At 60.1% G+C, this 13,684-nt stretch carries 11 protein-coding genes; 7 read left to right on the forward strand and 4 right to left on the reverse strand.

The features are described 5' to 3' along the window. Positions 1-34 precede the first annotated feature (34 nt). The 5 genes from WMO20_RS08845 to WMO20_RS08865 all read left to right on the forward strand — a co-directional run bounded on the left by WMO20_RS08845 (position 35) and on the right by WMO20_RS08865 (position 7,388). Complete coding sequence (locus WMO20_RS08845; RefSeq protein ID WP_349186514.1) at positions 35-1,519, forward strand: C69 family dipeptidase; 1,485 nt, start codon at positions 35-37, stop codon at positions 1,517-1,519. A gap of 284 nt (positions 1,520-1,803) precedes the next feature. Beyond that, positions 1,804-2,559, forward strand: a complete 756-nt coding sequence (locus tag WMO20_RS08850; RefSeq protein WP_316544626.1) for a DeoR/GlpR family DNA-binding transcription regulator — start codon at positions 1,804-1,806, stop codon at positions 2,557-2,559. Further along, positions 2,556-3,461, forward strand: coding sequence for a 1-phosphofructokinase (pfkB, locus tag WMO20_RS08855; RefSeq protein ID WP_316544627.1), 906 nt, complete (start codon positions 2,556-2,558; stop codon positions 3,459-3,461). Before WMO20_RS08850 ends, pfkB begins: the two co-directional genes overlap by 4 nt. Positions 3,462-3,498: 37 nt before the next feature. After that, positions 3,499-5,427: a PTS fructose transporter subunit IIABC gene (locus WMO20_RS08860; RefSeq protein WP_349186516.1), complete on the forward strand. Its 1,929-nt coding sequence runs from the start codon at positions 3,499-3,501 to the stop codon at positions 5,425-5,427. A gap of 467 nt (positions 5,428-5,894) precedes the next feature. Beyond that, a complete protein-coding gene (locus WMO20_RS08865; protein ID WP_112090624.1) occupies positions 5,895-7,388 on the forward strand; it encodes a DUF1846 domain-containing protein in 1,494 nt (497 codons plus the stop codon). 17 nt (positions 7,389-7,405) lie between these two features. Here WMO20_RS08865 and WMO20_RS08870 read toward each other — a convergent pair whose 3' ends face one another. Continuing rightward, entirely contained in the window at positions 7,406-7,660 is a 255-nt protein-coding gene (locus WMO20_RS08870) for a hypothetical protein (RefSeq protein ID WP_146746790.1), read from the reverse strand. Between the two features lie 126 nt (positions 7,661-7,786). Between WMO20_RS08870 and WMO20_RS08875 the strand changes: the two genes are divergently transcribed. Together WMO20_RS08875 and ade are read left to right on the forward strand one after the other, a co-directional pair. Continuing rightward, a complete protein-coding gene (locus WMO20_RS08875; RefSeq protein ID WP_112090625.1) occupies positions 7,787-9,157 on the forward strand; it encodes a sodium-dependent transporter in 1,371 nt (456 codons plus the stop codon). Positions 9,158-9,225: 68 nt separating this feature from the next. Beyond that, on the forward strand, positions 9,226-10,965 hold the full coding sequence (ade, locus tag WMO20_RS08880; protein ID WP_349186519.1) for an adenine deaminase: 1,740 nt from the start codon (positions 9,226-9,228) through the stop codon (positions 10,963-10,965). Between the two features lie 73 nt (positions 10,966-11,038). On the opposite strand, the gene WMO20_RS08885 is transcribed toward ade, so the two are convergent. The 3 genes from WMO20_RS08885 to modA are packed head-to-tail and all read right to left on the reverse strand — an operon-like array spanning position 11,039 to position 13,651. Continuing rightward, positions 11,039-12,088 (reverse strand): sulfate/molybdate ABC transporter ATP-binding protein, encoded by a 1,050-nt coding sequence (locus WMO20_RS08885; protein WP_349186520.1) that lies wholly within the window; start codon positions 12,086-12,088, stop codon positions 11,039-11,041. After that, complete coding sequence (modB, locus tag WMO20_RS08890) at positions 12,085-12,756, reverse strand: molybdate ABC transporter permease subunit (protein WP_113992860.1); 672 nt, start codon at positions 12,754-12,756, stop codon at positions 12,085-12,087. The genes WMO20_RS08885 and modB overlap by 4 nt, the downstream gene beginning before the upstream one ends. 10 nt (positions 12,757-12,766) lie before the next feature. Then, positions 12,767-13,651: a molybdate ABC transporter substrate-binding protein gene (gene modA, locus WMO20_RS08895; protein ID WP_349186521.1), complete on the reverse strand. Its 885-nt coding sequence runs from the start codon at positions 13,649-13,651 to the stop codon at positions 12,767-12,769. Positions 13,652-13,684: the final 33 nt, after the last annotated feature.

A 13,684-nucleotide genomic window follows, 5' to 3' on the forward strand; every position in this document is an offset into this window, starting at 1 on the left:
TAGAAGCACATTATAGAATATGGAGGGAAAACCTATGGCTTGCACTACCATTCTGGTCGGCAAAGCAGCATCGTACGATGGCTCTACCATGATCGCCCGCAACGATGACTCCGGCTCCGGCCATTTCACTGCTAAAAAATTCACCGTGATCCACCCGGAGGAGCTTCCCAAGACCTACCGCAGCGTCCTCTCCCATGTGGAGATCCCCCTGCCGGAGGGCGCATTGCGGTTTACCGCCATGCCCAATGCCGTGGAGGGCAAGGGCATCTGGGCAGCTTCCGGCGTCAATGCCGCCAACGTGGGCATGACCGCCACCGAGACCATCACCTCCAACCCCCGCGTGCTGGGCGCAGACCCGCTGGTGGAGTATCAGCCCGCCAAGGGCGAAAAGCCTGAGGTGCCCGGCGGCATCGGCGAGGAAGATATCGTCTATCTGGTGCTGCCCTACATCCACTCTGCCCGCGAGGGCGTGCTGCGTCTGGGCAGTCTGCTGGAGCAGTACGGTACTTACGAGATGAACGGCATCGCTTTTCAGGACGTAAACGAGATCTGGTGGCTGGAGACCATCGGCGGTCACCACTGGATCGCCCGCCGCGTGCCGGACGATGTGTATGTGGTCATGCCCAACCAGCTGGGTATCGACAACTTTGATCTGGAAGATGCCTTCGGTGCACAGGAAAACTACCTCTGCTCCGCCGACCTGCGGGAGTTTATTGCCAAAAACCACCTCGACCTCTCGCTGGACGGCGCACTGAACCCCCGGGACGCCTTTGGCAGCCACGATGACGCCGACCACGTTTACAACACCCCCCGCGCATGGTATATGCTGCGCTACCTCAACCCCCGCACATGGGTGTGGGAGGGTGCCGATGCCGACTACACCCCCATGTCCGATGACCTGCCGTGGTGCATGGTGCCGGAGCGCAAGGTGACCCCGGAGGACATCAAGTATATGCTGTCCAGCCACTATCAGGGCACCCCCTACGACCCCTACCTGAGCTACGGCGACAAGTCCGCAAAGGGCGCATACCGTTCTATCGGCATCAACCGCAACGACTTTATGGCGCTGCTGCAGATGCGCCCCGACCAGCCGGAGGAGTCCCGCGCAGTGGAGTGGGTGGCCTATGCATCCAACGCTTTCAACACCATGGTGCCCTTCTACGCCAACGTGGAGCGCACCCCGGAGTATCTGGCAAACACCACCGGCACTGTGTCCACCGATAACTTCTACTGGACCAGCCGTCTGATCGCCGCCATGGCAGATGCTTCCTATAACAAGTCCCTGTTCCACCTCGAGCGCTACGAGGAAGCCGTGCTCTCTGCCGGCCGCGCCCTGGTGAACCAGTACGATGCAAAGCTTGCCGCCGAGTCGGACGCTGCCCGCCGCGCCGCCCTGCGGGAGAAAGCCAACACCGCCATCGCCGCCATGCTGCAGGAGAAGGCCGCAGACACGCTGGACAAGGTCCTGTTTGAGCTGAGCAGCCAGATGAAGAACGCCTACTCCCGCTCGGACGCCTGATTGAAACCAGCCTGAGCACTAAAACCGGTCACGACCGGTCACATAAACGCAAAAAAGACCACCGCATACCCAAGTGCGGTGGTCTTTTTTGGCGTAAAGACACTCTTGTATCCTAGATGTTAGCAACCGTGCACAAAAATCGAGGACATTTTTTGTGAGCGAAAATGACTAAAAATGATTGATTTTGACTGATTTTTTGCTATAATAAAGCTACAGACAACCAAAACACGCCAAGACCGTGCAAAACCGGTCAGACGTAGGAAGGAAAGAAGGGGAAAGACACCATGCTGGCAGAGGAACGTTTTGCACTGATCTTAGAACAGCTGAACGAAAAGCGCACCGTGACGGTGCAGCAGCTGTGCGAAGCGCTGCACACCAGCGAATCCACCATCCGGCGCGATCTGACCGAGCTGGATCGGCAGGGCAGGCTGACCAAGGTGCACGGAGGGGCTACCCTGCCGGACAGCCGCTTTCTGGCAGACGAGCCCACCATGGAAGCCAAGGAGACGCTGGCAGTGGCAGAAAAGCGCAGCATTGCCGCAGCCGCCGCAGCGCTCATCACCGCTGAGGATTTTGTGTTCATCGATGCAGGCACCACCACGCTGGAGCTGGTGCGGGCGCTGACGGGTGCGGCGCTCAAGGCCACCTATGTGACCAACGGCGTGGCGCACGCCCGGCTGCTGGCGCAAAAGGGCTGCCGGGTGTATCTGCCCGGCGGGCTGCTGCGCCCCCAGACCGAAGCCATCGTGGGGGCCCCGGCGGTCAGCAGCATCCAGCAATATAACTTTACCAAAGCATTTATGGGAGCCAACGGCGTAGCGCTGGAAGCGGGCTTTACCACCCCGGACCCCGAGGAAGCAGCCGTAAAGGCCGCAGCCGTCCGCCGCGCAAGGGAAAGCTGGTTCCTTGTGGACGACGCCAAGTTTGCCAAAATTTATCCGGCGGTCATCACGGATCTGCACGGCGGTGCTATCCTGACCAACCGCTGCCCGAACCCCAAGTATAAGCAGCAAACATTTGTAAAGGAGGCAGAAGTATGATCTATACCGTTACCTTTAACCCGGCCATTGACTACGTTGTGCGCTTGGACGCACCGCTGGAGGTGGGCGAAGTGAACCGCGCCAAAGGCGAGGACTGTGTGCTGGGCGGCAAGGGCATCAACGTGTCCGGCGTGCTGGCGCAGCTGGGCTGCGAGAGCGTGGCACTGGGCTTTGTGGCCGGCGAGACCGGCGCATGGCTGGAGCGCGGTCTGGCGGCGCAGGGACTGAAAACCGATTTTGTGCATCTGGAAAACGGCATGACCCGCATCAACGTCAAGATCAAGGCCGGGCAGGAGACCGAGCTGAACGGCGCAGGCCCTGCCATCCCGGAAAGTGCGTTGCAGCAGCTGGAAGCCCAGCTGGACAAGCTGGCCGAGGGTGATATTCTCATTCTGGCAGGCAGCATCCCGGCAAGCCTGCCGCAAAGCGTCTACGAGCGGCTGCTGGCGCGGCTGCAGGGCAGGGGCGTGCGCGCAGTGGTGGATGCCACCCGCGACCTGTTGGTGAACGTGCTGCCCTACCACCCCTTCCTCATCAAGCCCAACAACCATGAGCTGGGCGAGATCGTGGGCAAGGTGCTGACCACTGACGCCGAGATCGTGGCCGCTGCCCGCACTCTGCAGGAAAAGGGCGCCCGCAACGTGCTGGTGAGCATGGCAGGGGACGGTGCGCTGCTGCTGGACGAGCAGGGACAGGTGCACCGCATCGGCTGCCCCAAGGGCAAGGTGGTCAACAGCGTGGGCGCAGGTGACAGCATGGTGGCCGGTTTTGTGGCCGGATATCTGCAAAGCCGCAGCTACGCGCAGGCGCTGCGTCTGGGCACCGCCTGCGGCAGCGCAACGGCTTTCAGCCTTGGGCTTGCCACAAAAGAGAAGATCGACGAGCTGCTGGCGCAGCTTTGATACACCCTAAGATAAAAGGAACAAAGGAGGAAGTTTTATGCGCATTACTGAGTTATTTACCGCACAGTCCATTGCGCTGGACGAAGCGCTGCAGACGCAGGAGCAGATCCTGAGCCGTCTGGTGGAACTGCAGGCTACCCACGGCAACATCACCGATAAGGAGGCCTACAAAAAGGCGCTCTATGCCCGCGAGGCCGAGGGCTCTACCTATGTGGACAACGGCATCACTGTGCCCCACGCCAAGACCAATGTGGTCACCCGTCCCAGTCTGGCCGCCCTGCGGCTGAGCACCCCGGTGCAGTATAACGCCGAGGATGACGGCACCACCGACCTGCTGTTTGCCATTGCTGCCCCGGAAAACGGCAGCCTGCACGTGGATATGCTGGCCCGTATGATGCAGATGCTGATGAACGAGGACTTTGTGGAAAAGCTTAAAGCTGCAAAGAGCCCCAAGGAGTTCTTGGAGTGCATCGATGCACAGGAGGAAGCGCAGTTCGGTACAGAAAGCTTTACCCAGCAGGCCATCCCGCAGGACGGCTACCGCATTCTGGCTGTGACCGCCTGTGTCAACGGCATTGCCCATACCTACATGGCGGCAGAAGCACTGACCAAGGCCGGAGACAAGCTGGGCCTGCCCACCAAGGTGGAGACCAATGGTTCGGACGGCGCAAAGAATATCCTGACCCGCGCCGAGATCGCCGCCTGTGACGGTATTATCGTAGCAGCGGAGAAAAAGGTGGATGCCGCCCGCTTCGACGGCAAACCGGTGCTGTTCACCCGCGTGGACGACGGCATCCATAAGCCGGAGGAGCTCATTAAGAAGATCGCCCACGGTGAGGTGCCCGTGTTCCACGCCGAGGGCGGCGCAGCAGCCGAGGATGACGCTTCCGGCAAGGACAGCTTCGGCCGCAGCCTGTACAAGAACCTGATGAACGGCGTTTCCCATATGCTGCCCTTCGTGGTGGGTGGCGGCATTATGATCGCGCTGGCCTTCCTGCTGGATGATTACAGCATCAACCCCGCAAACTTCGGCATGAACACCCCCGTTGCCGCCTTCTTCAAGACGGTGGGCGGCGCAGCCTTCGGCTATATGCTGCCCATTCTGGCAGGCTTCATCGCCATGTCCATCGCCGACCGTCCGGGTCTTGCCGTAGGCTTTGCCGGCGGCGTGCTGGCTATGAACGGCACCAACTTCACCGACCTTGCCGCAGGCAATACCACCGGCATCTCCGGCGGCTTCCTTGCAGCGCTGCTGGCCGGTTTTGCAGCGGGCTACATCGTGCAGTTCCTCAAAAAGATCACCGAAAAGCTGCCCGCCAGCCTGAACGGTATCCGCCCGATGCTCATCTACCCGCTGGGCGGCATTCTTATCGTAGGTGCGATGATGTGCGCCGTGAACCCGGTGATGGGTATGATCAACACCGCCATGACCGACTGGCTGAACGCACTGGGCGGCAGCTCCAAGGTGCTGCTGGGCGCTATCGTGGCCGGTATGATGAGCGTGGATATGGGCGGCCCGGTCAACAAGGCAGCCTACGTCTTTGGCACTGCAGCCCTTGCTTCCGGCAACTACGAGGTGATGGCTGCCGTCATGGTGGGCGGCATGGTTCCTCCCATCGCCATCGCCCTGTCCACTACCTTCTGCCCCCGCAAGTGGACGCCGGACGAGCGCCGCAACGGCATCGTGAACTACGTCATGGGTCTGTGCTTCGTGTCTGAGGGTGCCATCCCCTATGCGGCAGCTGACCCGCTGCGCGTTCTGCCCAGCTGTGTTATCGGCTCTGCAGTCGCCGGTGCGCTCTCCATGACCTTTGGCTGCGCACTGCGCGCACCCCACGGCGGCATCTTCGTATTCCCGGTGGTGGATCACGCCGCGCTGTACTGCGTGGCGCTGGCTGTGGGCAGTGTGCTGGGCGCAGTGATCCTGAGCCTTGTCAAAAAGACCCAGTCTGCCGAGGTAAAGTAACAAGCCATTCTCTTCTCCATACGGATAAGTTCTCCATAAACGCAAAAGGGACTGCCGCACACCGCGGCGGCCCCTTTTGCGTTTGCACAAGCGAATGCTTTCCACTACGACTCTCTCGCGAAAAAACTGTTGTAACAAGGTCAGCATCCTCGCCCTCTCCGTCTTTGCTTCGCAAATCCACCTCTCCCAAAGGGAGAGGCTTTGGCAAAGAGATGAAGCTTGCGTGGATTGCCAAGTGCTCTCCCCTTGGGAGAGCTGACGCGTTAGCGCCTGAGAGGGCGAGCACGTTTGCACAAGCGCCATTTTCACAAAAAACAGGACAATATACCGCCCAAAACGGCCTATCCTGCCGGAATTGCATTCTGCGCGTTGTTTTGCATTGCACCCCATCCCGGGCTGTGGTATACTTATGCTTGTGATTTAACGCCCGGGTATGGTGTGCCGGGCCACCAGAGAGGAAACGAACGATGAAAATAGGATTTGACAACGACAAATATCTTTCCATGCAGTCTGAGCATATCCGCGAGCGCATCAAGAAGTTTGACAATAAACTGTATCTGGAATTCGGCGGCAAGCTGTTCGATGATTACCACGCCTCCCGCGTGCTGCCCGGCTTTCAGCCGGACTCCAAGCTGCAGATGCTGCTGCAGCTCAAGGAGCAGGCCGAGATCGTCATCGTCATCAGCGCCGAGGACATCATCAGCAGCAAGGTGCGCGGCGACTACGGCATCACCTACGATCTGGACGTGCTGCGCCTGATCGACGCTTTTCAGGAGGTGGGGCTGTATGTGGGCAGCGTGTGCGTGACCAAGTACACCGCCGCCGCCGAGGTGGAAGCCTTTGAAAAGCGGCTGAACAGTCTGGGCATCCGCACCTTCCGTCACTACAAGATCCCCGGCTACCCCAACGACGTGGCACGCATCGTCAGCGACGAGGGCTACGGCCGCAACGAGTACATTGAGACCGAGCGCCCGCTGGTGGTCATCACCGCGCCCGGCCCCGGCAGCGGAAAAATGGCGGTCTGCCTGTCCCAGCTGTACCATGAATATAAGCGCGGCGTCAAGGCCGGTTACGCCAAGTTCGAGACCTTCCCCATCTGGAACATTCCCCTGAAGCACCCGGTCAATCTGGCTTACGAGGCCGCCACCGCCGACCTGAACGATGTGAACATGATCGACCCCTTCCATCTGGAAGCCTACGGCGTGACCACCGTGAACTACAACCGCGACATTGAGATCTTCCCGGTGGTGAACGCCATGTTCGAACTGATCGCAGGCCAGAGCCCCTATAAGTCCCCCACGGACATGGGCGTGAACATGGCCGGCAACTGCATCGTGGACGATGCAGTCTGCTGCGAAGCTTCCCGCAAGGAGATCGTGCGCCGGTACTACAAGTGCCTGTGCCAGCAGAAGATCACCGGCACCGCCAAGGAGAGCGAGCGCTATAAGCTGGAGCTGCTGATGAATCAGGCCGGGCTGACCATGGGTGCACGAGAGGTGGAAAAGCAGGCCCACGCCCGCAGCGAAGCCACCGGCGGCGCACCGGCTGCTGCCATTGAGCTGAGCGACGGCACCGTGATCACCGGCAAGACCGGCCCGCTGCTGGGTGCTACCGCAAGCGCCCTGATCAATGCACTCAAGTATCTGGCGGGCATCCCGCAGGAGACAGATTTGGTCAGCGCAACTGCCATTGAGCCCATCCAGACCCTCAAGACCAACTATCTGGGCGGCAAGAACCCCCGCCTGCACACCGACGAGATCCTGATCGCCCTGTCCAGCTCTGCTGCTTCCAGCGAGCTTGCCGCAGCAGCCATGCACCAGTTGCCCAACCTCAAGGGCTGTGATGTACACTCCACCGTGCTGCTTTCCAGCGTGGACAGCAGCACCCTGAACCGTCTGGGGATGTACCTGACCTGCGACCCCGTCTACGAGGAAGAGGACCGCAAGTACCATAAGCTGTAAGGATACAGCCGGACGATTTAGAATGGCCGCCGCGTGCGCTTTGGCCATTGTTTAAGGAAATAAGCTTTGTTTGATTTGTGGCTCAGAAACGCCTGCGGGCGTTTCTGAGCCACTTTTTCACAGCTGGGGGTCGTGATTGGAAACTGCATTTTGCCTTTATAACCTTTTTTTGTGAAAATGCGTTTGGAGCGCTCCGCAGAGCGCGACAAACGCGAAATAAAAATAATCATTCCGCTGAAAATATCCAGAGCGTAAGCGGAGGATATTTCCAATCGTCCTACGTTCCCAAAGGCCGCTGTGCAAGCGGCATTTCGTACTGTTGCTTGCTACTTGTCCGCAGATGTGGTACACTTGTTTTGCTTAATTTTTATAGCAGATAGGAAAAGAGGATTTAAAACATGGAACAACAACACAAGCGCAGCGCGTTCTCCGGTAAGATCGGGTTCGTGCTGTCGGCCGCAGGCGCTTCGGTGGGTCTGGGCAACATCTGGCGCTTCCCGTATCTGGCAGCCAAATACGGCGGCGGCATTTTCCTGCTGGTATACATTCTGCTGGCAGTTACATTCGGTTATACCATGATCGTGGCCGAGACTGCACTGGGCCGCATGACCCACAAAAGCCCGGTCAGCGCCTACGCCCATTTCGGCAAGGGCAGGGGCATCCGGTTCGGCGGCTGGATCAACGCCATTATCCCTATTTTGATCGTGCCGTATTATTCGGTCATCGGCGGCTGGGTCATCCACTATCTGGCCGAGTATCTGTGCGGACGCGGCGGCAATCTGGCAGCGGACGGCTACTTCTCTGCCTTTATCACCAACGGTCTGCAGGCCGAGCTGGCGTTTTTGCTGTTCAGTCTGTTCACGCTGGGCATTATCTTTGCCGGTGTGCGCAACGGCGTGGAGCGGGTCTCCAAGGTGATGATGCCGGTGCTGGTGGTGCTGTCGCTGATCATTGCGGGGTACTCGGTCACCCGTCCCGGCGCACTGGCGGGTGTGAAGTACTTTCTGGTGCCCAACCCCAAAAACTTCTCCTGGATGACCGTGGTCACCGCCATGGGGCAGATGTTCTATTCTCTGTCCATTGCCATGGGCATTCTGGTCACCTTTGGCTCTTATATGAAGAAGGACGTCTCCATCGAGGAGTCCACCGAGAACGTGGAGGTGTTCGATACCGCCATTGCCATCATGGCAGGTCTGATGATCATCCCGGCGGTGTTCGCCTTCTCCGGCGGCGACCCGGACACCCTGCAGGCCGGCCCTGCACTGATGTTCATCACCATCCCCAAGGTGTTTGCCAGTATGGGTCTGGGCACTGTGGTGGGTGTGCTGTTCTTTGTGCTGGTGCTGTTTGCAGCCATTACCAGCTCCATCGCCCTGACCGAGAGCGCCGTCTCCACCTTTGAGGACGAGCTGGGCTGGGATCGCACCCGCTCCACCGTGCTCATCGGCGCCATCATGGTGGCGCTGGGCAGCCTGTCGGCACTGGGCTACGGCCCGCTGGCCGGGGTGACCGTGTTCGGGATGCAGTTCCTGGACTTCTTCGACTTTTTGACCAACTCGGTCATGATGCCCATTGCAGCCATTGCCACCTGCCTGCTGGTGTCCCGCGTCATCGGCGTGGAACAGATCGCACAGGAGGTGGAGCAGGACGGTCAGCGGTTCCGCCGCAAGCCGGTGTTCAATTTTATGATCCGCTGGCTGTGCCCCATTTTTGCAGCTATCATTCTGGCAAGCTCGGTGGCAAACGCCTTGGGCTGGATCGCCATGTAAACCAAAAACAGTATTTCCGGCAGCAGAACGCAAGTTTTTGACAGTAAAAGCAGGACAAGGGGGCCCTTATGAAAATGGAAACCTTGAAGCAGCAGATCCTGACAGCAAAGGGTGACGTGCGGGCAGAGCTGGTGCTGAAAAACGCCCGGGTCATCAACGTGTTCACAAACGAGATCGAGCAGGCCGATGTAGCCATCTGTCAGGGCATCATCCTTGGCGTGGGGCACTACACCGGCGAGACCGAGCTGGACTTGCAGGGCAAGTATGTCTGCCCGGGGCTTGTGGATGGGCACATCCACATTGAAAGCTCTATGCTCTGCGGCCCGGCCTTTGAACAGGCGGTGCTGCCCCACGGCACTACGGCGGTGGTCACCGACCCGCACGAGATCTCCAATGTGGCCGGTACGGCAGGGCTGGACTTTATGCTGGAAACCACAAAAGATCTGGCGCTTTCGGTCTACTTTATGCTGCCCTCTTGCGTGCCTGCCACCGGGCTGGACGAGTCCGGCGCGGTGCTGGAAGCGGAGCAGCTGCGCCCCTACTATCAGCAGCCCCGGGTACTGGGTCTGGCGGAGCTGATGAACTCCTACGGCACAGTGCGCGCGGACGAAAAGATCCTGCAGAAGATCTGCGACTGCACCGCTGCGGGCAAAAAGATCGATGGGCACGCACCCTTCCTCAGCGGGGAGGAGCTGAACGCCTATGTCGCCGCCGGGGTGCAGTCCGATCATGAATGCTCGGACATCCACGAAGCCATGGAAAAGCTGCGGCGCGGACAGTACATCATGGTGCGGGAGGGCACGGCAGCCCAGAATATGGACAGCCTGCTGCCCCTGTTCCGGGAGCCTTATTGCAGCCGCTGTATGCTGGTGACCGACGACAAGCACCCCGGAGACCTGTTGCAGGGCGGGCACATCGATTATATCATCCGCAAGGCCATTGCCGCCGGGGTAGATCCGGTGGTGGCGGTGCGCATGGGCACGCTTGTTCCGTGCCAGTATTTCGGTCTTGCGCACAGCGGCGCGGTAGCTCCCGGCTATACCGCCGACCTGATCGTGCTGTCCGATCTGGAAAAGTTCACGGTGGAGCAGGTGTACAAAAAGGGCAAGCTGGTGGCGCAGCAGGGCAAAATGCTGCACCCCGCCGCCCTTGCTGTGGACAAAGCACGGTTTGCGCGGGTGTTCGATTCCTTCAATATGGACGAGATCACCCCGGAGCAATTGCAGCTGAAACAGACCGGCACCCGGCAGCGGGTGATCTGCCTGACCCCGCATTCCCTGCTGACCACCGAAAAGATCGTTCCGTTCTGTCAGCACCCGGGCACAGCGCCCGGCGTGGACGTGACGCAAAAGATCGTCAAGCTGGCGGTGTTCGAGCGGCATCACCGCTCCGGTCATGTGGGCTTGGGCTTTTTGGGCAACTATGGGCTGCAATGCGGCGCAGTGGCTTCCAGCATTGCGCACGACTCCCACAACCTCATCGTGGCGGGCACCAACGATGCCGACATGGTGCTGGCGGGCAACACGGTGCGCAAAAATAAAGGCGGTCTTGCCTTTGCGTTGAACGGACAGGTAGTGGGCGAGCTGCCGCTGCCGGTGGCAGGGCTTATGAGCACCGAGAGCGCCGAAGCCGTGGAGGAAAAGCTGCAAGCGCTCAAGGCAGCGCTGAAAGCCCACGGCATCTCGGAGGACATCGACGCCTTTATGACCCTTGCTTTCGTCAGCCTGCCGGTCATCCCGAAGCTGCGGCTGAACACCTACGGCATCGTGGATGTGGATGCCCAGCAGATCGTCCCGGCGGTGTTCTGAAAAAAGTAGAAGAATAAAATTCAATGCGCCAGACCCGCAGGTCTGGCGCATTGAATTTTAGATAAATATTTTTTCAGCCTTTCAGCGGCATGATGCTCTCCGGCGCGGCACACAGGTGCTGCGGTGCGGCGGGCGCTGCCGAAGAAAGGCTTTTTTTGCTTACCTTCCACCACAGCTGCGCCGTGCCCTCCGGCGGCGTGCAGATGAGGTTCCAGTCAAAGGGGTTCTCACTGGTGGAAACGGCTTTTACCGGGATGGCGTTGGGCGCGTCCGCAGCGCAGGGCGTAAAGTCGTGGGCACGGATGCCCACAGCGGTGCAGCCCGCCGGGACGGGCAGCGCCAGCCGCAGGGTGGTGTTCCAGCCGTCCAGCCGGACGGTGTGGCTGTCCAGCGGGGTGCAGGGCAGAATGTTCTTGCAGCCGGTCAGCCGTGCGGCGGCAATGCTTTGCGGGTCGGCAAAAACGGCCTTGGTGGTACCGGCGCGCAGCACCTGCCCCTCGTTCAGCACGATCATTTCTTTGCACAGGCGGTAGGCCTCGTCCCGGTTGTGGGTCACCAGCAGGGCGGTGCCCGCAAAGCTTGCCAGCAGGCTGCCTACCTCGCCTTCTACCTCTTCCCGCAGATAGCTGTCCAATGCGCTGAAGGGCTCGTCCAGCATCAGAATGCGGGGCTTGCCCACCAGAATGCGCGCCAGCGCGGCGCGCTGCTGCTGTCCGCCGGAAAGCTGGGCGGGGTAGCGCTTGGCAAGCGGTTCCAGCCGCATGGCACGCAGCATTTCGGCGCAGGCGGCGCGGCGGGCAGCGGGGTCTTTTTCCGCCTTCAGGCCGCAAAGGACATTCTGCTCCACGGTCATGTTGGGGAACAGGGCGTAGTTCTGGAACAGCAGCCCCACGCCCCGCTGCTGCGGCGGCAGGTCGATGTGCTGTGCACTGTCGAACAGCACCCGCCCGTCCAGCACGATGCGTCCGCAGTCCGGCTTTACGATGCCTGCAATGCACCGCAATGTCATGCTTTTGCCGCAGCCGGAAGCTCCCAGCAAAGCGGTGGAGGTGTTACCGGCGGTAAAGGCGGCGCGGAGGGTGAAGCCGTCCAGCTTTTTTTCAATGTTGACTTCAAGGCTCATTTCCGGGCACCCGCTTTCTGTTTTTTCTCCAGCAGGTTCACCGCCAGCAGCACCACCGCCGAAATGGCGATATCCACCAGCACCCACCGCATGGCACCCAGTTCATCGTTGGTGCGCCAGAGCTGGTAGACCGTGGTGGCGATGGTGGCGGTCTTGCCGGGGGTGTAGCCCGCGATCATGCTGGTAGCGCCGTATTCGCCCAGTGCCCGGGCAAAAGCCAGCACTGTGCCCGCCAGAATGCCCTGACGGCAGGCGGGCATCCGCACCCGCCAGAAGATCCATGTATCGGACTGTCCCAGCGTCTGCGCCGACCACGCCAGTGTTTCGTCAAAGCTTTCAAACGCGCCGCGCGCGGTGCGGTACATCAGCGGAAAAGCCACCACGATGGAGGCAAAGATGGCGCTGTACCAGTTCATGACCAGCTTTACCCCGAAATGCTGCATGAAAAAGATGCCCAGCGGCCGCTTTGCGCCGAAGAGCAGCAGCAGAAAGTAGCCCACCACCGTGGGCGGCAGCACCATGGGCAGGGTGAGCAGCACGTCCAGCACACCCTTGACCACCCGGGGCAGACGAGCAATATAATAGGCCGCAAAAATGCCAAGAAAGAACACCGCCGCGCAGCTGATCAAAGCAATGCGCAGGCTGTTCCACAACGGATACCAGTCCATGCCTGCTCCTTTATACGGCGCTGAAGCCCACGCCCTCGAACACGGTCATGGCCTTGTCGGTCTGTAAGTAAGCCAAAAACTCCTTGGCAGTCTCCGCGTTGGGGGCAGCTTTCAGCACAGCGGCGGGATAGATGACCTGACCGCACATCTCCTTGGTGGCCTCGTCCACGGGGGTCAGACCGGCGCTGTACGCATCCGTGCAGTAAACGACACCGGCATCCACGCTGCCTTCGGTGACCTGCGTGGTCACCTCCTTGACGTTGGAACCGTAGGTGATCACGCCCGCAGCGGCCAGTGCAGCTTCGTCCAGTTGGTAGTAGGCAAGGATCTTCTGGGTGTACTGCCCCACGGGCACATCGCTGTTGCCCATGCAGAACAGGATATCCTGCGCCTTCAGGTGCTCGGCCAGTGCGTCAAAGCTGTCAATGCCCTTGTCGCTGCCCTCCGGCACGCAGAGCACCACCTTATTTTCCAGCAGATTCACGCGGCTATCGGCATCCACAAAGTCAAGGCCATCCTTGTTCACATCGGCAGAAGCGGTGATGTCCAGCTGGTTCATCTGCTTCTGACCGGCAGAGATGAACAGATCGCAATCCGCGCCCTCCTGGATCTGGGTCTTGAGGGTGCCGGAAGAGTCGAAGTTGAACCGGAAGGTCACCTCCGGGTGCTCTGCCATGTAGCTTTCGCCGATGGCGTTCAGCGTCTCGGTGAGGGAGGCGGCGGCAAACACGATCAGCTCCACGCTCTGGCTAGCCTCCGAGGAAGCGGCGGCAGAGGAAGCCACGGACGATGCTGCACTGGAAGCAGCACCGCCGCAGGCGGTGAGGGCAGCGACTGCACCGGCCATACCGGCAGCGGCCAGAAAACTCCGGCGGGAAATGCGATGGTTGTTCATATCTGTTTCTCCTTACTTCAAGTGAAAAAATAG

It is taken from the genome of Faecalibacterium intestinale (assembly GCF_040096575.1).
In the GTDB taxonomy this organism is placed as follows: domain Bacteria; phylum Bacillota; class Clostridia; order Oscillospirales; family Ruminococcaceae; genus Faecalibacterium; species Faecalibacterium intestinale.

Excerpts from the sequence above, each read along its gene's own strand:
- WMO20_RS08845 (WP_349186514.1), top strand. The coding sequence starts at position 35 with ATGGCTTGCACTACCATTCTGGTCGGCAAAGCAGCATCGTACGATGGC.
- modA (WP_349186521.1), bottom strand. The coding sequence starts at position 13,651 with ATGAACAACCATCGCATTTCCCGCCGGAGTTTTCTGGCCGCTGCCGGT.
- WMO20_RS08885 (WP_349186520.1), bottom strand. The coding sequence starts at position 12,088 with ATGAGCCTTGAAGTCAACATTGAAAAAAAGCTGGACGGCTTCACCCTC.
- ade (WP_349186519.1), top strand. The coding sequence starts at position 9,226 with ATGAAAATGGAAACCTTGAAGCAGCAGATCCTGACAGCAAAGGGTGAC.
- WMO20_RS08875 (WP_112090625.1), top strand. The coding sequence starts at position 7,787 with ATGGAACAACAACACAAGCGCAGCGCGTTCTCCGGTAAGATCGGGTTC.
- WMO20_RS08850 (WP_316544626.1), top strand. The coding sequence starts at position 1,804 with ATGCTGGCAGAGGAACGTTTTGCACTGATCTTAGAACAGCTGAACGAA.
- pfkB (WP_316544627.1), top strand. The coding sequence starts at position 2,556 with ATGATCTATACCGTTACCTTTAACCCGGCCATTGACTACGTTGTGCGC.
- WMO20_RS08860 (WP_349186516.1), top strand. The coding sequence starts at position 3,499 with ATGCGCATTACTGAGTTATTTACCGCACAGTCCATTGCGCTGGACGAA.
- WMO20_RS08865 (WP_112090624.1), top strand. The coding sequence starts at position 5,895 with ATGAAAATAGGATTTGACAACGACAAATATCTTTCCATGCAGTCTGAG.
- modB (WP_113992860.1), bottom strand. The coding sequence starts at position 12,756 with ATGGACTGGTATCCGTTGTGGAACAGCCTGCGCATTGCTTTGATCAGC.